The sequence below is a fragment of the Streptomyces sp. NPDC059695 genome (assembly GCF_042733785.1).
Taxonomy (GTDB): domain Bacteria; phylum Actinomycetota; class Actinomycetes; order Streptomycetales; family Streptomycetaceae; genus Streptomyces.
Map to the genome: position 1 here is coordinate 160,899 of NZ_JBHWFF010000010.1, position 21,062 is coordinate 181,960.

A 21,062-nucleotide genomic window follows, 5' to 3' on the forward strand; every position below is an offset into this window, starting at 1 on the left:
ATGGAGGAAGGTAGGGCGGGACGCGACCGGGGTCAACCGGTGGGTAACAAAAGGCCGGTGGCGGGATCAGGGCTCGCGGCTCTCCACCCACTGCCAGAAATCGACCATCATCCGCTCATACCGGATGCCGAACTCCAGCGCCTCGCGCTGCCCCCGCGTCAGCAGCTCGCCGACGTCGTGCGCGAGGCCCTCGTACCCGTCCAGGGTCCTGCGGTGCTCGTCGATCTGGACCGGGGCGTGGACGCGCGGGCTGGCGCCGAACCACAGCTTGAGGATGCCGCGTTCGCGGGCCTCGACGGGGACGAAGGCGGGATCGGCCAGCCAGCCGCGCAGCGCCGCCGCCCCCTCGTCCGTCAGGCTCATCAGGCGCCGGTTGCGCCCGCCGGGCTGTCGCACCTCCGACAGCAGCCCCGCCTCCAGGAGCCGGTCGCACTGCGCGTACACCTGGGCGTGCGGCATCGACCAGAACGGGGCCACCGTCCGCGCGGCCTCCACCTTCACGTCGTACGGGGTGGCCTCGCCCAGCTTGTCGATGATGCCGAGCACGAGGAAGGAAGGCGTGGTCAAGCGGACTTCAGACATGCGGCGACGGTATCGCGGCGACGGCACGGGCCGCCCGTGCTCCTCCGGCTCCGCGCCCGGGCCCGGGCGGTGATCGCCGCCTACGGGACGGGCCATGTCGCGCCGGGCTCGGACGGGAGCGGAACCGTCGCGCCCGGGTCCGCCCGACCGAGCGCCTCCGGCGACCCCGGTTCGGGGCGGAGCAGGTCGGCGAGCGCGGTCAGCCGGATGAGCCGCAGGATCCACGGCTCCTCGCAGATGAGCCGCCAGCGCGCACCGCGCCGGTGCACGCGCCCGGCGCAGTGGGCGAGGAGACCGAGCCCGGTGGCGTCGCAGAAGGTGAGGCGCCGGATGTCGACGGTCAGGGCCTCGGCCTCCCGGGCGAGGGCGTCGAGCTCGGGCCGCAGGTGCCGCACCAGCACGAGGTCGAGCTCGCCCCGGAGGACGGCGACCGTGACCCCGCCGTTCGCACGGACGACGAGGTACGGGTCATGACGGGGGATCAGCTGCATCGGACGCTCCACAGGGTGGCTCCATGTGTCAGGTCGAGCGTGGCCGCCCCCCTGCGGGGAGGGACGTTTCGCCTCCACCGCTATCACCTGAATCGGTGAACATTCGCGCCCTCTTCTCTCGTTCGGACGCGCGCGGCCCGGACATGTGTACGGCGCGCCGGTGCCTGCGTCCGCGGGCCCGGGCGGCGAGGCCGTGGCGCGGCGCCAGCAGCCAGACCAGGGCGAAGACCCCGGTCAGGACGACGACGACCGAGCCGCCGGCCGCCAGGTCGTACGCGTAGCTCACGTACAGCCCGGCGACGCTCCCCGCGCAGCCGAGGACCGACGCCAGCAGGGTCATCGCCCACAGCCGCTCGGTGAGCAGCCGGGCCGTCGCCGCCGGGGTGATCAGCAGCGCGAGGACCAGGACGTTCCCCACGGCCTCCAGGGACATGACGACGGTGGCCGTCACCACGACGTACAGGGTCAGGTCGAGCGACAGGACGGGGAGCCCCGAGGCCCGGGCCGTCTCGCGGTCGAGGCCGACCGCGACCAGCTCCTTCCGGAGCGCCAGGACGACGGCGACGAGCACCGCCCCGAGGACGGCCACCCGCCACAGGTCCGCCGCGTCGACGGCCAGGACCTGCCCGAAGAGGAACGACGACAGGTCCGTCGTCCAGCTGTCGCGGGTCGAGACGAGGACGATGCCGAGCCCGAAGGCGAAGGCGAAGAACACCCCGATGACGGTGTCCTCCTTGAGCCGCCGGTTCTGCGAGACGAACGCGATGAGGACCGCCGTCGTGACACCGGCCGCCGCGCCGCCCAGGAGCAGGTTGCCCTCGAAGGCGTACGCGAGGGCCACCCCTGGGAAGGCGGAGTGGGCGACGGCGTCCCCGATGAAGGCCATGCCCCGCAGCACGACGTACACGCCGACGACCCCGCACACGAGGCCGACGACCGCCGAGACCGCGAAGGCGCGCCGCATGAACGGCAGCGACCACGGCTCGGCGAGGAGCGCGAGGAACCCGTTCACTCCGCCTCCCCCGTCCGGCCCCGGTCCAGGCCGAAGGCGCGGAGCATCTGGCCGGCGTCCGCGAGGAGTTCGGGACCTCCCCCGGCGACGATGCTCCGGTTCAGGAGGAGCACCCGGGTGCAGGTGCGGGCGGCGGCGGCCAGGTCGTGCGTGGTCATGAGCAGTCCTCTCCCCTCCGCCGCGAGCCGGCCGAACAGCTCGTTCAGCAGGTCCTGCGTGGGTACGTCGACCCCGGTGAACGGCTCGTCCAGGAGCAGCAGCCGGGGCTCGACGGCCAGGGCGCGCGCCACCAGGACGCGCTGGCGCTGCCCGCCGGACAGCTCGCCGATCGGGCGGCGGCGCAGCGCGGTGAGACCGGCCCGCTCCAGGGCCTCGTCGGCCGCCGCGCGGTCGTGCCTCCCGGGCCGGCGCAGCGGGCCCACGGTCCGGGTGCGCCCGCTGAGCACCGCACCCGCGACGTCGATCGGGAAGTCCCAGGCGAACTCGTGCCGTTGGGGCACGTAGCCGACGGGTCCGCGGGCCTCGACCGATCCGGCCGACGGCGGGAGGAGCCCGAGGACGGCGCGCAGGAGGGTGGTCTTCCCCGCGCCGTTCGGGCCGAGCAGCCCGACGAGTTCGCCGCCGGACACCGTGAGCGAGGCGTCCGCGACGGCCGTACGGCCACCGAGCGCGACGGAGACGGAGCGGACCCGCAGCAGGTTCTCGTGGTCGTCGCTCATGCGCGGCGCCTCCGGCGGGCGAACAGCACGGCCCCGGCGCCCAGGACGGCGAGCGCCGCGGCGGCGCCGGCCGACAGCACGGTGGACCCGGCCCCGGTGGCGGCCATGGAGCCGCGGGGGCCGCTGGTGGCCGGGCCCTCGGGGGTGGCGGTGGTGTCCGGAGTGCCGGTGGTGGCGGGGGTGCCCGCTGTGCCGGTGGTGGCGGTGCCCTCGGCCTCCGGCCCGCCCGTGACGGACCCGCCCGACGACGCCCCGGAAGCAGAACCGGAACCAGAACCGGAATCGGAAACGGAGCCGGAGGCGGAGGCGGAACCCGAGCCTGAACTCGTCCCCGTACTCGCACTCGTACCGGTGTCCGGACGACCCGCCCCGGAACCGACCTCGAAGGTCAGCGTCTCGGTGTCGCTCGTCCGCGTCCCGTCCGCGAGGAGCCCGGACATGGTGAGGGTCAGCCGGTACGTGCCCTCGGCGCCGAAGGCCCAGCCGCCGTGGGCGTGCGTGTTCTGGGGGACGCCGAAGGTGTCGGGCACCCCGTCCGCGCTCGCGAAGCGGACGGACGCGCCGGACAGCCCGTCATAGGTGAAGAGGGCGAACGGGCCCGGGCCTTCGGCCTTCACCAGGGAGAAGGCGATCTCGCCCCGCGTGGCGCCCGCCGCCATGTTGTCCGTGGACCAGCCGGGCCAGAGCAGTCCCGGCCGCTGGACCTGGTCGAGCAGCCACACCGGCGCGCCGGCCTTCCCCAGGAAGGCGAAGTCCGGGTGGGCCGGAACGCTCCTGCGGGCCTCGGGCTTGACCCGGAGGACCAGCGAGGAGGGCTCGCGCCAGACGGCCCTGCCCGGCACCGTCCCGTCCTTCACCTGGATCTGGAGCCTGCCGGCCACCACGCGCGCGGCGATGTCGACGTGGCCCTCGTCGAGGACCGTCCGCTCCGTCGCCGCCTCCCGCACGGGGGCGACGGCGGCGGAGAGCCGGGGTGCGGACGACCGCTCCCCAGGCGCCGGGGGCACCTCGACAGGAGTGGAGGCTGAAGCGGAGGGCGAAACGGAGGCAGGGACAGAGGGGGACGGCGCCGGGGCGGGTGCGGTGCCCCCGACCCGTACCGTGAGTGCGGCCGTGGCGGTCGCGGCGGGCTCGGCCTCTGCCTCGGGCTCGGCCTGGGCCGCGAGGGCGAGCCGGTAGACCCCCGGGGCGGAGAAGGCCCAGCGGCTCAGGCCCCGGGCGCCCGCCGGGAGCGCGGAGACGTCGGGGAGTCCGTCGGAGCTGTCGAACCACACGGCGGGCGCGCCGTGCGGACGGCCCTCCTCGGTCCCGTGCACGGTCACCGTGCCGGGCCCCTCCGCCCCGGTCAGGGACCAGCGGACCGAGCCGCCCTCCGGGAGTTCCGTGGTGTCCCACGGCGGGGTGAACTCCCAGCGGACCGTGCCGTCCTCGCCCGCGACCCGGTGGGTGTCGTCGAGGTCGAGCACGCCGTTCCCGCCGAGGTCCAGCACCCCGTCGGCCCACCCCGTCCCGGCCCGGCCCGGTGTCACCGGCGCGGTCGTGTCCGTCGGCGGTCCGGCCGCCGCCGTGCCGCCGAGGGCCAGTGCCCCGGCCGCCGCCAGGGCGACGCCCGTGTTCCGTGCGAGCCCCATCGGGCTCACCTCCTCTCCCGGCCCAGGCAGCGGGCCAGTTCGTTCGCGTTGTGGCGCATCATCGAGACGTAGTCGTGGACCGCGGAGTCGAAGGAGTCGCCGTAGAGCGTGCAGACGGCGACGCCCTCGTCCTCCGCCACCCGGCGCAGCACGTCCGCGCGGGCCGCCAGGTTGGGTTCCACGAAGACGGCGGGCACCTCGCGGTCGCGGATCGTCGCGCGCAGGCGCGCGATCTCGGCGGCGCTCGGCTCGCGGCTGGGGACCGGGACGACGAACCCGGCGATCTCCAGGTGGTAGGCGTGGGCGAGGTAGCCGAAGGCGTCGTGGGTGGTGATCAGTCTCCGGTTCGCCTCCGGGACCCGGCCGAGCGTCCTGGCCACCTCGTCGTCCAGGGCGGCGAGCCGCTTCAGGTACCGGGCGGCGTTCCGCCGGTACGTGGCACCGCCCTCCGGGTCGGCCTTCGTCAGCTCCTCCTCGATCCGGCGGACGTAGGCCTCGGCGTTGGCGACGTCCTCCCACGTGTGGGGGTCGGTGTCGCCGTGCACGTGGCGGCCGAGGACGGCCTGCGGCAGCACCCACAGAGGGGCCCCGGGCCGGCCGAGGAAGCGGTAGGCCTCCTCGCGGGGGACGGTCTCCCCGGCCCGTTGCGGTACGGAGAGGACGACGGTGTCCGGGGAGCGGTGCACGCGCCGGCCGGTCGCCGGGTCGTCGGAGCGGATCCGCACGGACCCGGTCCGGGTGTCGAGCGCGATGTCGGCATGCCCGCCGTCGAGGACGGTCCTGCCCGCCGGTGCGGGGGTGTCGCCGACGACGAACGTGACGGTTCCGCCGCCGATCGGCGCGGTCCTCCCGTCGAGCGTCTCGGTCCGTCCCCGTACGGTCAGCCGGTACGTACCGGGCCTGCTGAAGGCCCAGTTGACGTGGGTGTGCGCCTCGGGCGGCAGGGTGAAGGAGTCCTCGGCACCGAATCCGTCGGTGGAGTCGACGACGACCTGCGGGATGCCGAGCGTGTCGGTCAGGTAGACGTGGAGGTCGCCGGGGCCTTCCAGCGCGGTCGCGGTCGTCCGGACGTGGGAGCCGTCGCCCGCCACCTCGCCCTCGACGGCCCAGCCCAGCCAGAGCACGTCGAGCCCGAGGTCCTCCGTGAGCCTGATGGCGGAGCCGCCGTACTGTTCGAGGCGTTCGCCGAGGGGCACCTTGGGGGTTCCGCCGGGGGCGTTGGTGTGGATCATCTTCATGATCCCGGGCTCTTCGAGGAGGAGCCCGTTGCTGAGGACGAGGTCCGAGCGCGCGACGCGGGCCGCGTCGCCGGGGCTGGGCTCGTAGGAGTGCGGATCGCCGTGGCGCGGGACGACGGAGGCCACGTCGACCCGGTCGCCGCCGACGTTGCGCACGAGGTCGGCGAGGATCGCGGTGGTCGTGGAGACCGTCAGCGCGGCCCTGCCGCCGCTCCCGCTCCCGGGACCGGGGCCGCAGCCGGACAGCAGCAGCGCGGTGCCGAGCACGAACGCGAGGGCGGTGCGGGGAGCGTTCACCGGGCCGCCCGCTTCCCACGGACGCGGACGAGGACGACCGTCACGGCCCCGGCCGCCAGAGCGGCGGCGGCCAGACCGGCCGGCAGGGCGAGCGGGACCGCGCCGGTGGCCGCCAGCCGGCCGCCGCCCGAGGGGGCCGCAGGGGCCGGAGCCGAGGTACGGCCGGCCGTCGGGAAGGGCGCGAGCGGGGTGGCGGCCGAGGTCGTACGCGCCGGGCCCTGCACCGGAGGCGCCGCGCCCGTGGACGTACGGCCCGGGGTCGGAGTCTGCGCAACGGACGCGGACGGGGGCGGAGTCCGCGTACCGGACGGGGTCGGAGTCGGAGCCGGAGTCGGCCCACCGGACGCGGACGGGGTCACCGGGGATGAAGGGGTGGACGTCGAAGTCGGCGTGGGCGAGGTCGGTGGGGGCGTGGGCCCCGGCGTCTCCTCCCCCGGGCCCGGCTCGACGGTCGACGGGTCGATGTCGCCCACGACGACGGCGAGCGTCTCGCGGTCGGAGACCCTCGCCCCGGAGGGCAGGGTGGCGCTCATCTCCAGGGTGATCCGGTAGACGCCCTCCCTGTCGAAGATCCACAGCGGGTGGGCGTGCGTGAAGGACGGCAGGCGGACGGTGCCGGGGCGGGCCCTCGCACTGTCGACGTCGACGCCGATGCGCAGGCCGAGTTCGGGGTCGTCCTCCCACCGTCCGAGGACGAACCGGCCCGGCCCCCGGACCCCGGAGAAGGCGACCTCCACGCCGCCGGTCACGTCGGCGGGAAGGATGCCGAGCGTGTTCCAGCCGGGCCAGAGGAGACCCTCGGTCGAAGCGAAGTCCTTGTCGACCCAGAGGCTCGCGCCGGGAGCGCCGAACCCCTCCAGCTGCGGGACCTCCTCGCGCGGAGGGATGACGATCTCGTGGCGCGGGTCGAAGTGGAGGAGGACGTCGGAGGGTTCGCGCCAGACGGTGGCGCCGGGGACGGTGCCGTCCTTGACGCGGAACGCGAGGCGGCCGCCGGTCAGCCGGGCGGCGAGGTCGAGGTGGCCGCCGTCGAGGACGACGCGCTCGCCCGCGGGGGCTTCGCGCGGGGGCGGTTCGGCCGCGTGCGCGGGTGGCGCGCCGGACGACAGGGCGAGCGCGACCGCGACGATGAGTGCGAGGGCCGGTGGGAGGGAGGGGGTGCTGCGGGCCCGCATGACGGGGCGGCTCCTTCGGGAGGCGTACGGGAGACCACGGCCGCGCCGGAGGCGGTGCACAGGGAGGGTCGCCCCGCCCCCGGCGCGGGGCTCATGGAGGGGTGGGCGTCAGCCGACCTGGAAGGTGTACGTGGCGGAGGCCGGGCCGACCGCGGTGCCGTTCGTCAGGGTGCCGCGGACGCTGAAGGTCGCGGTGTACGAACCGGCCTTCGTGAAGACCCAGTTGGCGTGGTCGTGCTCGGCGGCGGCGATGTCCCGGGTGTTGGCGAGGGTGGCGTCGCCGCTGTCGTAGGCGCGGTTGTTCCGGGGGCAGAGCCCGTTCTTGTAGACGGTGAGCTTGCCGGGGCCGCTCAGGGAGGTGAGCTCGACCTGCACCTTGTCGCCCTGGAAGACGCCGGTGGCGAGGTGTTCGCCGGATATGCCGGGCCAGAGCAGTCCGGTGTTCTGGGTCTGCGGCAGGCGGTGGACGGTGGTTCCCGCGGTGCCGAGGTGGCTGTAGCAGGTGCCGGTGGGGACGGTGTAGGCGGCGGCCGGCAGGGCCTTGAGCACGACGTCGGCGGGGGCGTACTCGACGCCCGGGGTGACGGACTCGTCGTGGACGTGCAGGGCGAGGGCGGTGCCGTCGTACTCGACGTCGAGGACGTCGACGTGCCCCTGGGAGAGGGTGGTTCCGGCGGCGTGGGCGGCGGTGAGTCCGCCGACGGCGAGGGTCGCGGCAATGGTTCCGGCCAGCGTGAGAGAACGCGTGAAGACACGCAAGAGAAGCCCCCCTTGGGCGAATGGTGAGTGTGCGCGAACAAGGAAGACGATAATCATTTTCATTAAGAGATGGCAAGCGGGTGCCGCGTGGGGACACCCCGCACGGGGCGGCCGTTCCAGAGGTGCTCGCGCGCTACCGCGCGGCGCCGGTGAGCGCCCGCAGGGGAATCCGCCGGAACTCGACGGTCTCGTACGGACTCCTCGTCCCGGTCTCGTACAGCAGGCCGACCGTCGCGGCGTCCAGGGGCACCAGGTCCGAGTAGCCGGCCTTCCGCCGGTCCACCGTCAGCGCCTTCGTGAAGGTCCGCCCGCCGTCCCCGCTGCTCCACAGGGCCGGCTCCTCGCGCGCGGTCGGCACCGAGGGGGCCGAGAACAGCAGCAGCCCGTCCGGCCCGCCCACGTACAGCAGGCCGCCCTGCACCACGGGCACGCGGTCCAGGGCGTGCTGGGGCGCGAAGGGGCGGTCGAGGCTCCGGCCGCCGTCGCGCGAGGTGGCGTCGGCGCGGTTGCCCGGACTCGTCCCCAGCTGGTCGCGAGAACTGAAGTACAGCTTGCCGTCCGGGAGTTGGGCGACCGCCGTCTCGTTGGCGTTGACGAACCCGTCGTAGGTGTCGTCCACGAGGCCGAGGGACCAGGTGCGGCCGCCGTCGTCGCTGTGGAGGGCGTGCGCCCCGTAGTACCGGGGCTCCTCGCCGGTGTCCGGTGAACCCGCGGGCGGCGCCGCCGAGTGGTCGGCGGGCACGACGAGCCGCCCGGCGTGCGGGCCCCGGGTCAGGGCGAGGGCGTGGCCGGGACCGGTGGCGTACCAGCGCCAGCCGGGCTCCTTCACGCGCGCGGTGATCTCCTCCGGCGCGGAGAACGTCCGCCCGTCGTCGGAGCTGCGCTGGACGAACACCCGGCGCCCGCGCGCCGGGGCGACCTCGCCGCGCAGGATCCGCCGCTCCGTGGCCTCCGCGCCGTTGAACGAGCTGAGCAGCACCACGTCGCCCGATCGCGGGTCGACGACCGGCGCGGGGTTCCCGCGGGTGTCACCGCGCCCCTCGGCGGCGACCGTCTGCGGCTCCCACGTACAGCCGCCGTCGCCCGACCGGCGTACCACGATGTCGATGTCGCCGGTGTCCCCGGCCCCGCCCCTGCGGCCCTCGGCGAAGGCGAGCACGGTCCCGGCGCGGGTCATCACGACGGCGGGGATGCGGTAGCTCGCGTAGCCGCCGGCCCCGGCGGCGTACGGGACGGAGACCTGGCACCCGGCCGGGGCCGCCGTCGGGCCGGGCGCTCCGGCGGCTCCGGGCCCGCCCCGGTCCGCGGCGTACAGGCCCGCGCACACCAGCAGGAGGAGCAGCCCCAAGCACTTCACCGTCACACGCCCCATCCGCCCCACAGTCCCCGCCCGACGGGACGCCGGGAGGAACACCGGGGCAACACGCGGGGGGGGCGGGGCGGGGGCGGCGGCCGGGGGCCCCGCCCGGCCGCCCCCCGGCCCCGCGTGCGGGACGACGGATCAGCCCGCGAAGCGGGCCATCCACGCCTCGACCTCGGCCGAGGAGCGCGGCAGACCGGCCGACAGGTTCTCGTGGCCGTCCTCGGTGACGACGAGGTCGTCCTCGATGCGGACGCCGATGCCGCGCCACTCCTCGGGCACGGTCAGGTCGTCCGGCTGGAAGTACAGGCCGGGCTCGACCGTGAGCACCATGCCCGGTTCGAGGACGCCGTCGACGTACTCCTCCGTGCGGGCCTGCGCGCAGTCGTGGACGTCCAGGCCGAGCATGTGGCCGGTGCCGGCCATGGTGAAGCGGCGCTGGAGGCCGAGCTCGTACGCGCGGTCGACGGGACCCTCGATGAAGCCCCACTCGACGAGGCGCGCCGTCAGGTGGCGCTGCGAGGCCTCGTGGAAGTCGCGGTACGGGGCGCCCGGCTTCACCGCGGCCATGCCCGCCTCCTGCGCCTCGTACACGGCGTCGTACGCCTGGCGCTGGACCGGGGTGAAGGTGCCGCTGATGGGGAGGGTGCGGGTGACGTCGGCGGTGTAGAGGGAGTGCGTCTCCACGCCGGCGTCGAGGAGCAGCAGCTCGCCGGGGCGCACCGGGCCGTCGTTGTCGGTCCAGTGCATGATCGTGGCGTGGTCGCCGGCGGCGCAGATCGAGCCGTAGCCGACGTGGTTGCCCTCCAGGCGGGCGCGGCGGAAGAAGGTGCCCTCGATCCAGCGCTCGGAGGAGGCGACGGCACGGGAGAGCTCGGCGACGCAGTCGGTGAATCCGCGCACGGTCGAGTCCACCGCCTTGCGCATCTCGCCGAGCTCCCACGCGTCCTTGACGAGGCGGAGGTCGCTGAGCGCGCCCTCCAGCTCGGCGTCGCGCTCCTCGTCGGTGGAGACGGCGGCTTCGAGGGCCGCGTCGACGCCCCGGACGATCCGCGTCGGCACGCCGGAGCCGGCGGCGAGGTCCTCGGTGACGGTGCGGACGTCGCGGCAGGGCAGTCCGAGGACGGTCTCCGCCTCGGCGAGCGAGCGGCGGCGGCCCATCCAGAGCTCGGCCGTGTAGCCGATCCAGAACTCGTCGTTGTCCCGGCTGTCGCGGGGCAGCTGGTAGCAGTAGGCGTCGTGGCCGCCGTCGGCGCGGGGTTCGAGGACGAGGGCGCCGTCGCGGGCCTGGTCTCCGGTCATGTGCACGTAACCGGAGTACGGGCGGAACGGGTAGGTGTCGTCGTTGGAGCGGGTCTTGAGGTTCCCCGAGGGGACGATCAGGCGCTCGCCCGGGAACAGCGCGGAGAGCGCGGCGCGGCGTGCGGCCGCGTACGGGGCCTGCTCGGCCGGTTCGAGGTCGTGCCGCTCGGTGTCCGCCCACCCCGTCCTCATCAGAGCGGAGAGCTCCTCGGAGACGCCTTCGTAGAGGCCGTTCTTGCGACCCTTCGCCACGTCCTGCACCTTCTTCCCGGTACTTCTCGGCCGCCGGACGTCGGCGGCACCCGGACGGTACGTCGCCGCGGGCCCTCCCGGTGCCCTGATCCGCCAGTGGCACGAATCGGCCACACCCGGGAGGCGGGGAGGTCCGGGGCCGGTCGATAATGCGGTCCATGGCGAACGAGAAGCTCGGTGAGGCGCTGCGGCTCCTCGGGATCGGGGACGAGGCACGGCGGGTCTACGTCCGGCTCCTCGACCTCGGCCCCGCGCCGCTGAGCGCGGTCGGCGACGCGGCCGGTCTCGGCGGTCCGGCGCTGTCCGCGGCGTACGGGGAACTGGTCGACGCGGGTCTGGCGAGCCCCGCGTCGCAGGGCCCGGACCTGGTGGCCCCGGTGCCCCCGGCCGCGGGTCTGGAGATCCTGGGGCGGCACCGGGCGGCCGAGCTCGACGAGTCGCGGATCACCGTGGGCGGCGCCTTCGAGTCGTTCCGGCGGCAGCGGCTCGCCGCGTACAACGACGATCTCGTGGAGGTCGTGACCGGGGATGCCATCGGCCCCCGGTCCCGGCAGGCGTGGAGCAGTGCCCGCGAACAGATCCGGCAGTTCGACACGCCCCCGTACACGCCCATTCCGGGCTCGACCGACGACGCGCTGGCGACCCTGGCCCGGGGGGTGACGCAGCGGGTCATCTACTCGCAGGCGTCCCTGGAGCACCCGGACACCATGCGGACGGGCATCGAGCCGTGCATCGAGGCGGGTGAGCAGGCCCGGGTGCTGCCGCAGCTCCCGGTCAAGCTGATCATCATCGACGAGTCGTACGCGCTGGTGTCGCTGTCGATCAGGGAGGCGGACGTGCACAACACGATGCTGGTCGTGCAGCCGTGCGGGCTCCTCTCGGCGCTCATCGCCCTGTTCGAGCAGACCTGGCGGACCGCCCTGCCGTTCCACGGCCGCACGACCCGTCCGGCGGGCGTGCTGCCCGCCGGACTGCTGCCCTCCGACCGCCGGCTCCTCTGGCTGCTCGCGGGCGGTGCGGGCGACGACGTGATCGCCCGGGAGATCGGGGTCAGCCGCCGCACGCTCTTCCGCCGGATCCAGGTCCTCATGGCCCGGCTGGGCGCCACGAGCCGCTTCCAGATGGCGCTGCAGGCGCAGCGCCAGGGGTGGCTCTGAGACTCAGGCGAGGTGCTGCCGGAGGAAGGTGTGCACGAGGGCGCTGTTGTGGGCGGCCTGTTCGTTGTCCCCGGCGCCCGCGTGGCCGCCTCCGGTGTTCTCGTGGAACAGCACCGGGTGGCCGAGTTCCCGGAGCCGGGCGGCCGTCTTGCGCGCGTGGCCGGGGTGCACCCGGTCGTCGCGGGTCGACGTCATCAGGAGGACCGGCGGATAGGTCCGGTCGGCCGCGAGCCGGTGGTACGGCGACAGTTCGCGCAGGTGGGCGAGGTCGGCCGCGTCATCGGGGTCGCCGTACTCGGCGATCCAGGAGGCTCCGGCGAGGAGCTTGTGGAAGCGGGTCATGTCGAGCAGCGGGACCTGGGCGACGATCGCGCCGAACAGCTCGGGGTAGCGGGTGAGCATGGCGCCCATGAGCAGGCCGCCGTTGCTGCCGCCCGATGCGCCGAGCCGCTCGGGGGTGGTGATGCCGCGGGCCACGAGGTCCCGGGCGACGGCGGCGAAGTCCTCGAAGGCCCGCGGCCGGTCCGCGCCGAGCGCGGCCTGGTGCCAGTCCGGTCCGTACTCGCCGCCGCCCCGGATGTTCGCGATGACGTGGGTGCCGCCGCCCTCCAGCCAGGCGCGGCCGGTGACGGCGCCGTAGAAGGGGGTGAGGGAGACCTCGAAGCCGCCGTAGCCGTACAGCAGGGCCGGTCCCGGGCCGCTGACGGCGTGGTCGGGGCCGATGACGAAGTAGGGCACCCGGGTGCCGTCCTCGGAGGTCGCGAAGTGCTGCCGGACCGTGAGTCCGGTGGTGTCGAAGCGGTCCGGGGCCCGCTTGAGGACCTCCGTGTCGCCGCCGACGTGCCCGCGGTGGAGGCTGGAGGGCTGGAGGAAGCCCGAGACGTCGAGGAAGTACTCGTCGGAGACGTCCGGATCCGTGTCCACGACGCCGACGGCGGACAGCGGCGGGACGCCGACGAGCGGCGTCCGCGTCCAGCCGGCGCCGTCGCGGCCGGGGGTGAGGACCTCGATGTGGGTGCTGACGTCCCGCATCGTCTCCAGGATCAGGTGGTGCCTGGTCCAGGAGTGACCGGAGAGGGCGGTCCGCTCGTCCGGGGTAAACAGCACCTCGGCGGTGCGGTCGCCGGCGAGGAAGGCGTCGAAGTCGAAGGCGAGGAGCGAACCGGTGGGCTGCCCGAGCCAGTCGGACTTCAGGGTGACGAGCAGGTGCCGGCGGTGGGCGTCGACGAGGGCGTCCTCGGGGACGTCGACGCGCTCGGTCGTGCCGTCGGGCCGCAGGAGGTACGTCTCGCTGCGGAAGAAGTCCAGGGAACGGCCGACGAAGTCCCGCTCGAAACCGGGCGTGTCGTCGCGGTAGCCCCAGGCCGACACGTCGCCGTCGGCGGCCTCGTACACGAGCTCGGACTCCTCGACGGGCGTGCCGCGCCGCCAGCGGCGGACCGTGCGGGGGTAACCCGACCCGGTCAGCGAGCCCGGTCCGGTGTCCGTGCCGACGAAGACGGTGTCGTCGTCGATCCAGCCGATGCGGGTCTTCGCCTCCGGCACCTCGAAGCCGCCCTCGACGAACTCCCCCGCCGTCAGGTCGAACTCACGGACCACGACGGCGTCCCCGCCGTCCCGTGACAGCCGCACCAGGGCCCGGTCGTGGGCGGGGCGGCGCACCCGCGCCCCGTCCCACACCCACTTCTCGTCCTCGGCCGCGGCGAGGGCGTCGACGTCGAGGAGCACCTCCCACTCGGGGGCGTCCTTGCGGTACTGCTCCAGGGTCGTGCGCCGCCAGACCCCGCGCACGTGCTCGGCGTCGCGCCAGAAGTTGTAGAGGAACGCACCGCGCCGGACGGTGTACGGGATGCGGTCCGAGGCGTCGAGCACCTCACGGACGCGCGCCTTCAGCGGGGCGAACCCGGCGTCGGCGGCCAGCGCCTCCGCCGTCTCGGCGTTCCGCTCGGCCACCCACGCGAGGGCGGCCTCGCCGGAGATGTCTTCCAGCCACAGGTACGGGTCGTCTTCGTTCACCCCCGTATTGTGCGGGACCGCGGTCAGTCGCGGTGCGCCCGGTGCAGCCGCACCGCCAGGTGGTGCTGGAGCGGCCGGCCGACGGCGGCGAGGTCGTGGACGAAGTCGAGGGTGTCCCCGCCGGTGAGGGTGTAGCGGCGGCGGGTCGCGTCGACCTGCTTGGCGGTGGGGGCGAGGGCGACCTGCTCGGTGGCGAGGTCGACGGTCGTCCCGTCCGCGCGCCCTACGGCGATCTCCGCGATGCCGGTGGGCTGGGTGATCAGCGCCTCGACGCGGCCCTCGGGCTGGAGCCGCCACCAGCCGCTCTCCCGGGCCGAGGGCCGCAGCGGCGTGCCGTCCTCGTCGATCAGCCAGGCCCGTGCCACGTAGTGCAGGAAGGGGCGCCCGTCATGGCTGAAGGTGACCTCCTGCCGGTACGCGAACTCCTCGGCGAGCGTGGGGTAGCCGCCCCGCCCGTGCCCGGTCCAGGTGCCGAGCAGCCCGGTCACCGGCGCGAGCAGCGGGTGCGGCGCGGGCGCCTCGCCCTCGTGGAACGCGTCGGGGTAGGGGTACTGCCGGTCGCGGTCGTCCATGGGGTGTGCTCCTGGGTCGGGTTCGGTGCCGTGTCGCAGCCTGTGCGCCGGGGGCCGGGGGGCCGGACGGCAGCTTAGGCGCCCGCCGCCCGGGTGCCGCGCAGGGACGCCCGGAGCACGAGCGTGGTGGCGACGCCCGCCACCGTGCCGAGGAGGAGGGCGGCCGGGATGCCGTCGCCGACGCCGGCGGAGGAGTACGGGAGGCCCTGGTCCGCACCGATCCGGGTGACCGCGATCCGGAGGAGCTGGCTCGCGAGGAGTCCGATGACGGTCGCGCAGACCGCGCCGACGGCCATCGCGGGGAGCGTGGCGCGGGTGAGCAGCCCGGGCAGGCGGCGCAGGGCCCACCAGACGACGGCGAGGAGGAGGACGTCGGGGGCGCGGTGGAGGAGCCAGTCGCCGAGCGGGCCGCCCTCGGGGCCGGACCAGGCGCCGAGCAGCAGCCACTGGCGCAGCAGGTCGCCCGGTTCGGACAGGAGTCCGCCGGCCGGGGAGAACGCCTGGAGGGCGGCGGCGACGGACCGGTACGAGAGGACGACGAGGGACAGCGCGATCACCGCGGCCCCCGCGGTGGCGGCCAGGCGGGCGGGGCGGGCCGGGACGTCGGTCCGCGGCGGCCGGTCCGCGTTCCCGGCGGTGATCCGTGCGACGAGGACGGTCGCTGCCGCGACGACGAGCCCGACGGCCACGGGGAGCTGCCGTCCGGAGGCGATCACGTTCGCCAGCTGGGGCAGGAAGCGGTAACTGCCGTGTCCGGTCGAGGCGATCAGCCACGGCAGCGGACACGGCGACCGCGAGGGTCCCGGCCACCGCGGCCCAGGCCCAGAGCGCGAGGAACGCGGCCGTCGTGCGCCCGCCCACCGGCGGCAGCCTGCGGATCAGGAGGAGGGCGCCGAGCACGAAGGAGACGAACACGGTGCCGAAGCGGATCTGCAGACCGGTCGTGTACAGGCCCCCGTAGAAGGCGCGGTCGTCGCCGCCCGAGGTGTCCGGGACGTAGCCGGAGACCGCCGCACCGGCGTCGAGGAAGGCCGGCGGGTCGTACGCCCACGGGGTCAGCCAGCGGCGGAGCTCGGCGAGCGCGTCGACGCCGAGCGTCCCGCCGCTTCCGGGCAGGTGGAGCGCGTCCGCGCTCGCACCCGCCCACCACAGGAGTGCGGTGAGCAGCAGCCCGCCGGTGAGTGCGGGTATCACCGCGCGCCGGTACGTCATGTCGTGTCCCCTGTCGTGTACGCGTCTGGTGAGCTGGAGACTAGGCGGTCGCACGCCGGTTCGACCGGTTCCGCCGGCGCGGGACGTTCGGCGGGCGCGGGACGTTCAGTGGGCGCGGGACGCCGGTCGGGCACGGGACACCGGTCGGCGCGGGACGTTCGGCGGGCGCGGGACGTCGGTCGGCGCGAGCCCTTCGGCGGGCGCCGGACGGCCGTCCAGTGTCCGAGACACCGTTGACCCGGCGCGTGACGGCCGCTACGTTCGCGCCATGTTGCGTACAGCCCTGCTCACCACGCGCGGTCACATCGACCTGCTGCGGGTGGCCTCCGCCGCGTGTCGCCGCGGCCGCTGACGCCCTTTCACCCGCACCACCCCCTTCTGACGCCCTGATCGCCGTGCGCGCGTGTCCGTTCCGCGCCCACGGCCGCTGAGGCGTACCTTCACCCCCCTTTCTCCCGGAGTCCGTCATGACGGTCGACCACGCCCCACCCTCCACTCCGCCCGACATATCGCCTTTGCCGGACGTCGAGTCCCTGATTCCGGCCCGGCGTCCCGGCCGCGGCCCGGCCGTCCCGCGCTGGCTGCGCCGGACGGCGGGCCCGGTCCTGCTGCTCGTCCTCTGGCAGGCGAGCAGCGCCGCCGGGATCCTTCCGGCGGACGTCCTGGCCTCGCCGGGGACGATCGCCCGGGCCGCCGGCGCACTGGTCGGGGACGGGACCCTGCCGACCGCGATGGGGGTCTCGCTGCGACGCGTCGCCGTGGGGCTGCTGCTCGGTGGGGTGGCCGGGATCGCCCTCGCCCTGGTGTCCGGGCTCTCGCGGCTCGGGGAGGACCTCGTCGACGCCCCCGTACAGATGCTGCGGACGGTGCCGTGGGTCGGTCTCATCCCGCTGTTCATCATCTGGCTGGGCATCGGCGAGGCGCCCAAGGTGGCGCTGATCGCGCTCGGCGTCGCCTTCCACCTCTACCTGAACGTGTACGCCGGGATCCGGGGCGTCGACGCCCAGCTCGTCGAGGCGGGCGAGTCCCTGGGCCTCGGCCGGTGGGGCCTGGTCCGGCACGTCGTCCTGCCGGGCGCGCTGCCCGGGGCCATGACCGGGCTGCGGTACTCCCTCGCCACCGCCTGGCTCGCGCTCGTCTTCGGCGAGTCGATCAACGCCGACGCCGGGATCGGCTTCCTCATGAACCAGGCACGGGAGTTCTTCCGTACGGACGTGATCGTCGTCTGCCTGGTCGTGTACGCCGTCCTCGGCCTGCTCGCCGACGCCCTCGTCCGCACTCTCGAAAGGCTGCTGCTGCAATGGCGACCGACCTTCACCGGGCAGTGACCGTCCAGGACCTCACCCGCTCGTTCGACGGGCGACCCGTCGTCGACGGACTCGATCTCACCCTGGGAGCAGGACAGTTCACCGCGCTCCTCGGGCACAGCGGCTGCGGCAAGTCGACGCTCCTGCGGATCCTCGCGGGGCTCGACCGGGAGGTCTCCGGCACGGTCCTCGTGCCGCGCCGCCGTGCCGTCGCCTTCCAGGCGCCCCGTCTGATGCCCTGGAAGAAGGTCTGGCGGAACGTCCTGCTCGGGCTGCCGGGCAAGCCCGGCCGGGCGGTGGCGGAGAAGGCGCTCGCGGAAGTGGGGCTCTCCCACCGCTCCGGGGCGTGGCCGAAGACCCTGTCCGGCGGCGAGGCCCAACGCGCCTCCCTCGCGAGGGCGTTGGTACGGGACCCGGACCTGCTGCTGCTCGACGAGCCGTTCGGCGCGCTCGACGCGCTGACGCGGATCAAGGCGCAGCGGCTCGTGGCCGAACTCTGGCAGCGACGCGGCTGCACGGTCCTGCTCGTCACGCACGACGTCGACGAGGCCCTGCTCCTCGCGGACCGCGCCCTGGTGATGCGGGACGGGGCGATCGCCTACGACACCCCCGTCGACCTCGACCGTCCCCGTTCCCCCGGCGATCCCGCGCTCGCCGCGCTCCGCACCCGACTGCTCGCCGAACTGGGCGTCGCGGAGGGTGATTTCGCCGGTCGGGCGACAGCCTGACCGGCGCACCCCGAGCCCCACAACCTTCCCCGAGGAGACATCCGTGAAGTCGTTCCGCCTGTCCGCCGCGGCCCTGCTCGTGCCGCTCGCGCTGCTCGCCTCCGCCTGCTCCGGCGCCTCCGCCGCCGGTGACGCCTCGAACTCCGACGGCAAGGGCTCCCTCGTCCTGAACGTCGGCGACCAGAAGGGCGGCGCGGAGGCCATGCTGCGCGCCGCCGGTGAACTCGACGGCCTCCCGTACCGCGTGAAGTGGTCGACGTTCACCTCCGGCCCACCCCTCCTCGAAGCGGTGAACGCGAAAGCCGTGGACTTCGGCTCCGTCGGCAACACCCCACCGGTCTTCGCCGCCGGCGCCGGGTCGAAGATCACCGTGGTCGCCGCGACGCACGGCGACTCCGCGGGCGAGGCGATCCTCGTCCCGAAGGACTCCCCGCTGCGCACCGCGCGGGACCTGAAGGGGAAGAGCGTCGCCGTCGCCCAGGGCAGCTCCGCCCACTTCCAGCTGATCGCCTCGCTCCGCGCGGCCGGCCTCGAACTGTCCGACATCCGGGTCAGCCTCCTGCAGCCGGCCGACGCCCTGGCCGCGTTCACCAGCGGCAAGGTCGACGCCTGGGCGGTCTGGGATCCGTACACCTCCCAGGTGCTGCTGAGCGGCAAGGGCCGGGTGCTGAGCGACGGCCGCGGCCTCGTCAACGGCCTCGGGTTCCAGGTCGCCGCTCCCTCGGCGCTGGCCGACCGGGAGAAGGCGAAGGCGATCGGCGACTTCGTCGAGCGGCTGCGCCGCGCCCAGGGCTGGGTGTTCGACCACCCCGAGGAGTGGGCGAAGGCCTGGGCGAAGGAGACCGGACTGCCGTACGAGGTGGCCCTCGCCGCCGTGAAGCGCAGCAACGGCACCCGCATCCCCGTCGCCCTCGACGACGCGGCGATCGCCTCGGAGCAGAAGATCGCCGACACGTTCGTGGCGCTGAAGCTCGTCCCCCGCACGTTCCGCTTCGCCGACTTCGTCGACACCCGCTTCAACAAGGACCTGCCGCCGTCCACCACACCGGCGCGCCGCTACGGAAAGGCCTCCTGATGACCGTCCACCTGCACTGGTTCCTGCCGACCGGCGGCGACGGCCGGACCCTCGTCGACCGGCACGCCTACACGGACGGCGGGATCACCCGGAACCGGACCGTGTCCGGGGTGCGCGCTCCCGACATCGACTATCTCGTCCAGATCGCGAAGGCCGCCGAGCAGCTGGGCTTCGAGGCCGTGCTGACCCCGACCGGCACCTGGTGCGAGGACGCCTGGCTGACGACGGTGGCGCTCGCCCAGCACACCGAACGGCTGAAGTTCCTGGTGGCGTTCCGGCCGGGGGTGATCTCGCCGGTGCTCGCGGCGCAGATGGCGTCCACCTACCAGCGGATCACCCGGGGCCGGCTCCTGCTCAACGTCGTGACCGGCGGCGACTCCGCCGAGCAGCGCCGTTTCGGGGACCACCTGGACCACGACCGGCGGTACGCGCGCACGGCCGAGTTCCTGTCGGTGGTGCGGGGCGTGTGGGGCGGGCGGCCGTTCGACTTCCAGGGCGAGCACTTCCGGATCGACGGCGGGCTCACCGCCCTGCCGCCGGACCCGCTGCCCGAGATCTTCTTCGGCGGTTCGTCCGCGGCGGCCGGTCCGGTCGCCGCGGAGCACGCGGACGTCTACCTGACGTGGGGCGAACCGCCGCGGCAGGTGAAGGAGAAGATCGACTGGATCCGGCGGCTCGCCGAGGAGCGCGGCCGGACGGTCAGGTTCGGGATCCGGCTGCACACCATCTCGCGCGACTCGGCGCGCGAGGCCTGGGCGACCGCCGACCGGCTGCTCTCCGATCTGGACGCGGAGACCGTCGCCTCGGCGCAGGAGCTGCTCGGCCGGAGCGAGTCCGTCGGCCAGCAGCGGATGCTGGCGCTGCACGGCGGGGGCTCGCTCGACCGCGACCGGCTGGAGATCTCGCCGAACCTGTGGGCGGGCGTCGGCCTGGTACGGGGCGGGGCGGGCACCGCGCTGGTCGGCAGCCACGCCGACGTCGCGGACCGGATCGAGGAGTACCACGCCCTGGGCGTCGAGCACTTCGTCCTGTCCGGCTACCCGCACCTGGAGGAGGCGTACTGGTTCGGCGAGGGCGTGACGCCCGAGCTGGCGGCGCGCGGGCTCCTCGCGTCGGCGCCCGCCTCCCCGCTGCTCGGCGTCCCGGCCGCGAACGGCCGCCCGGCCTCGGCCCCGGGCGGCGCACCGCTGCTCGTGCCCGGCGGACGGTAGGAGCCAGGGGGGTTCCGGGCGGCGGGCGGAAGACCGCGGAAGCGGGGCCGCGCCCGCCGCCCCTCGGCCTCACGCGAGGCCGACGAGGCCGCCACCCGCTGAACCGGTCGCGGGCCCGCGGTCGCCCTCGACCGGTACTCCGCGGGCGCCGGCGGGCCCGTTTCCGCGAGGTTCCGGAGACGGTCGGGCGACGCGGCTCCCCCGGAGCCCGGGACAGGCCCTACGCTGCCCGGCATGAAGATCGGTGAACTGATAGGCACCGGCCGTACGGCCGACGTCTACGCCCTCGACGACAACCGTGTGCTGCGGCGCTACCGCGACCCGTCGCACGGCGACCCGGCCTCCGAGGCCGCGGTGATGATCCACCTCGCGCGGCACGGCTACCCCGTCCCCGCCGTCCGGCCGGAGGACACCCCCGGCCCCGACAGCCTGATCATGGAGCGGATCACCGGCCCCACCATGACCGAGGCGCTGCTCGCCGGCACGCTCACCCCCGACCGGGCCGGCGAGGTCCTGGCCGGGCTGCTGAACCGTCTGCACGCCGTCCCCGCTCCGGAGGCCGCGCACCCCGGACACCGGATACTCCATCTCGACCTGCACCCCGAGAACGTCCTGATGACCGGCTCCGGGCCGGTCGTGATCGACTGGAGCACGGCGGAAGTGGGCCCGCCCGGCCTGGACTCGGCCATGTCGGCCCTGATCCTCGCCCAGGTCGTGGCCGGCATGTCCGTCGGGATCCCCCCGGCCGCCCTGGAAGCGGTCCGGAAGGTACTGGCCTCCCTGCTCCGCCATCTGGACGACCCGGCCGCGCCGCTCTTCGAGCAGGCCCGCGACCGCAGGGCCGCCAACCCCACCCTGGGCCCCCACGAGGTCGCCCTGCTGGACGACGCCCTGGGGCTCATCGAGGCGACCCTCCGCTGAGACGCCGGCGGGGCCGGGGAGCCGGGAAGAACCTCACCCCCGCCC

19 protein-coding genes are annotated in these 21,062 nt (G+C 74.6%); 6 read left to right on the forward strand and 13 right to left on the reverse strand.

What is annotated here, in order from left to right:
- Positions 1-66: 66 nt before the first annotated feature.
- The 10 genes from ACFV2S_RS15170 to ACFV2S_RS15215 all read right to left on the reverse strand — a co-directional run bounded on the left by ACFV2S_RS15170 (position 67) and on the right by ACFV2S_RS15215 (position 10,818).
- Positions 67-582 carry a PadR family transcriptional regulator gene (locus ACFV2S_RS15170; RefSeq protein WP_385558136.1) on the reverse strand — a complete coding sequence of 172 codons (516 nt, stop codon included), beginning with the start codon at positions 580-582 and terminating at the stop codon, positions 67-69.
- 80 nt (positions 583-662) lie between these two features.
- Positions 663-1,073, reverse strand: coding sequence for an STAS domain-containing protein (locus tag ACFV2S_RS15175; protein ID WP_385558139.1), 411 nt, complete (start codon positions 1,071-1,073; stop codon positions 663-665).
- A 28-nt stretch (positions 1,074-1,101) separates the two neighbouring features.
- Entirely contained in the window at positions 1,102-2,085 is a 984-nt protein-coding gene (locus ACFV2S_RS15180) for an anchored repeat-type ABC transporter permease subunit (protein ID WP_385558142.1), read from the reverse strand.
- The gene (locus ACFV2S_RS15185; protein ID WP_385558145.1) at positions 2,082-2,804 is read right to left on the reverse strand and encodes an anchored repeat-type ABC transporter ATP-binding subunit; all 723 of its coding nucleotides are present in this window, start codon (positions 2,802-2,804) and stop codon (positions 2,082-2,084) included. Before ACFV2S_RS15185 ends, ACFV2S_RS15180 begins: the two co-directional genes overlap by 4 nt.
- A complete protein-coding gene (locus ACFV2S_RS15190) occupies positions 2,801-4,435 on the reverse strand; it encodes a choice-of-anchor M domain-containing protein (RefSeq protein ID WP_385558148.1) in 1,635 nt (544 codons plus the stop codon). Before ACFV2S_RS15190 ends, ACFV2S_RS15185 begins: the two co-directional genes overlap by 4 nt.
- A 5-nt stretch (positions 4,436-4,440) precedes the next feature.
- Positions 4,441-5,970 (reverse strand): anchored repeat ABC transporter, substrate-binding protein, encoded by a 1,530-nt coding sequence (locus tag ACFV2S_RS15195; protein WP_385558151.1) that lies wholly within the window; start codon positions 5,968-5,970, stop codon positions 4,441-4,443.
- Positions 5,967-7,145: a choice-of-anchor M domain-containing protein gene (locus tag ACFV2S_RS15200; protein WP_385558154.1), complete on the reverse strand. Its 1,179-nt coding sequence runs from the start codon at positions 7,143-7,145 to the stop codon at positions 5,967-5,969. Before ACFV2S_RS15200 ends, ACFV2S_RS15195 begins: the two co-directional genes overlap by 4 nt.
- 108 nt (positions 7,146-7,253) lie before the next feature.
- Positions 7,254-7,904: a choice-of-anchor M domain-containing protein gene (locus ACFV2S_RS15205; protein WP_385558157.1), complete on the reverse strand. Its 651-nt coding sequence runs from the start codon at positions 7,902-7,904 to the stop codon at positions 7,254-7,256.
- A gap of 133 nt (positions 7,905-8,037) precedes the next feature.
- Complete coding sequence (locus ACFV2S_RS15210; protein ID WP_385558348.1) at positions 8,038-9,219, reverse strand: exo-alpha-sialidase; 1,182 nt, start codon at positions 9,217-9,219, stop codon at positions 8,038-8,040.
- A gap of 186 nt (positions 9,220-9,405) precedes the next feature.
- Entirely contained in the window at positions 9,406-10,818 is a 1,413-nt protein-coding gene (locus ACFV2S_RS15215; protein WP_385558160.1) for an aminopeptidase P family protein, read from the reverse strand.
- A gap of 158 nt (positions 10,819-10,976) precedes the next feature.
- Between ACFV2S_RS15215 and ACFV2S_RS15220 the strand changes: the two genes are divergently transcribed.
- Positions 10,977-11,975, forward strand: a complete 999-nt coding sequence (locus ACFV2S_RS15220) for a LuxR family transcriptional regulator (protein WP_385558163.1) — start codon at positions 10,977-10,979, stop codon at positions 11,973-11,975.
- 3 nt (positions 11,976-11,978) lie between these two features.
- Here ACFV2S_RS15220 and ACFV2S_RS15225 read toward each other — a convergent pair whose 3' ends face one another.
- From ACFV2S_RS15225 to ACFV2S_RS15235, 3 genes are all read right to left on the reverse strand, one after another.
- Positions 11,979-13,991: a prolyl oligopeptidase family protein gene (locus ACFV2S_RS15225; RefSeq protein ID WP_385558166.1), complete on the reverse strand. Its 2,013-nt coding sequence runs from the start codon at positions 13,989-13,991 to the stop codon at positions 11,979-11,981.
- 23 nt (positions 13,992-14,014) lie between these two features.
- Positions 14,015-14,563 (reverse strand): FABP family protein, encoded by a 549-nt coding sequence (locus ACFV2S_RS15230; protein WP_385558169.1) that lies wholly within the window; start codon positions 14,561-14,563, stop codon positions 14,015-14,017.
- 74 nt (positions 14,564-14,637) lie between these two features.
- Entirely contained in the window at positions 14,638-15,279 is a 642-nt protein-coding gene (locus ACFV2S_RS15235) for a hypothetical protein (protein ID WP_385558172.1), read from the reverse strand.
- Positions 15,280-16,242: 963 nt separating this feature from the next.
- Between ACFV2S_RS15235 and ACFV2S_RS15240 the strand changes: the two genes are divergently transcribed.
- The 5 genes from ACFV2S_RS15240 (at position 16,243) to ACFV2S_RS15260 (ending at position 21,017) form a co-directional block, all read left to right on the forward strand.
- On the forward strand, positions 16,243-17,103 hold the full coding sequence (locus ACFV2S_RS15240) for an ABC transporter permease (protein ID WP_385558174.1): 861 nt from the start codon (positions 16,243-16,245) through the stop codon (positions 17,101-17,103).
- Positions 17,076-17,810, forward strand: coding sequence for an ABC transporter ATP-binding protein (locus ACFV2S_RS15245; protein ID WP_385558177.1), 735 nt, complete (start codon positions 17,076-17,078; stop codon positions 17,808-17,810). The genes ACFV2S_RS15240 and ACFV2S_RS15245 overlap by 28 nt, the downstream gene beginning before the upstream one ends.
- Before the next feature lie 43 nt (positions 17,811-17,853).
- Complete coding sequence (locus ACFV2S_RS15250) at positions 17,854-18,885, forward strand: ABC transporter substrate-binding protein (RefSeq protein WP_385558180.1); 1,032 nt, start codon at positions 17,854-17,856, stop codon at positions 18,883-18,885.
- Positions 18,885-20,096 carry an LLM class flavin-dependent oxidoreductase gene (locus ACFV2S_RS15255; RefSeq protein WP_385558183.1) on the forward strand — a complete coding sequence of 404 codons (1,212 nt, stop codon included), beginning with the start codon at positions 18,885-18,887 and terminating at the stop codon, positions 20,094-20,096. Before ACFV2S_RS15250 ends, ACFV2S_RS15255 begins: the two co-directional genes overlap by 1 nt.
- A 234-nt stretch (positions 20,097-20,330) precedes the next feature.
- A complete protein-coding gene (locus ACFV2S_RS15260; protein WP_385558186.1) occupies positions 20,331-21,017 on the forward strand; it encodes a phosphotransferase in 687 nt (228 codons plus the stop codon).
- Positions 21,018-21,062: the final 45 nt, after the last annotated feature.

Coding starts and splice junctions, on each gene's coding strand:
- ACFV2S_RS15175 (WP_385558139.1), bottom strand. CDS start 1,073: ATGCAGCTGATCCCCCGTCATGACCCGTACCTCGTCGTCCGTGCGAAC.
- ACFV2S_RS15245 (WP_385558177.1), top strand. CDS start 17,076: ATGGCGACCGACCTTCACCGGGCAGTGACCGTCCAGGACCTCACCCGC.
- ACFV2S_RS15170 (WP_385558136.1), bottom strand. CDS start 582: ATGTCTGAAGTCCGCTTGACCACGCCTTCCTTCCTCGTGCTCGGCATC.
- ACFV2S_RS15200 (WP_385558154.1), bottom strand. CDS start 7,145: ATGCGGGCCCGCAGCACCCCCTCCCTCCCACCGGCCCTCGCACTCATC.
- ACFV2S_RS15230 (WP_385558169.1), bottom strand. CDS start 14,563: ATGGACGACCGCGACCGGCAGTACCCCTACCCCGACGCGTTCCACGAG.
- ACFV2S_RS15260 (WP_385558186.1), top strand. CDS start 20,331: ATGAAGATCGGTGAACTGATAGGCACCGGCCGTACGGCCGACGTCTAC.
- ACFV2S_RS15240 (WP_385558174.1), top strand. CDS start 16,243: ATGACGGTCGACCACGCCCCACCCTCCACTCCGCCCGACATATCGCCT.
- ACFV2S_RS15185 (WP_385558145.1), bottom strand. CDS start 2,804: ATGAGCGACGACCACGAGAACCTGCTGCGGGTCCGCTCCGTCTCCGTC.
- ACFV2S_RS15220 (WP_385558163.1), top strand. CDS start 10,977: ATGGCGAACGAGAAGCTCGGTGAGGCGCTGCGGCTCCTCGGGATCGGG.
- ACFV2S_RS15255 (WP_385558183.1), top strand. CDS start 18,885: ATGACCGTCCACCTGCACTGGTTCCTGCCGACCGGCGGCGACGGCCGG.
- ACFV2S_RS15190 (WP_385558148.1), bottom strand. CDS start 4,435: ATGGGGCTCGCACGGAACACGGGCGTCGCCCTGGCGGCGGCCGGGGCA.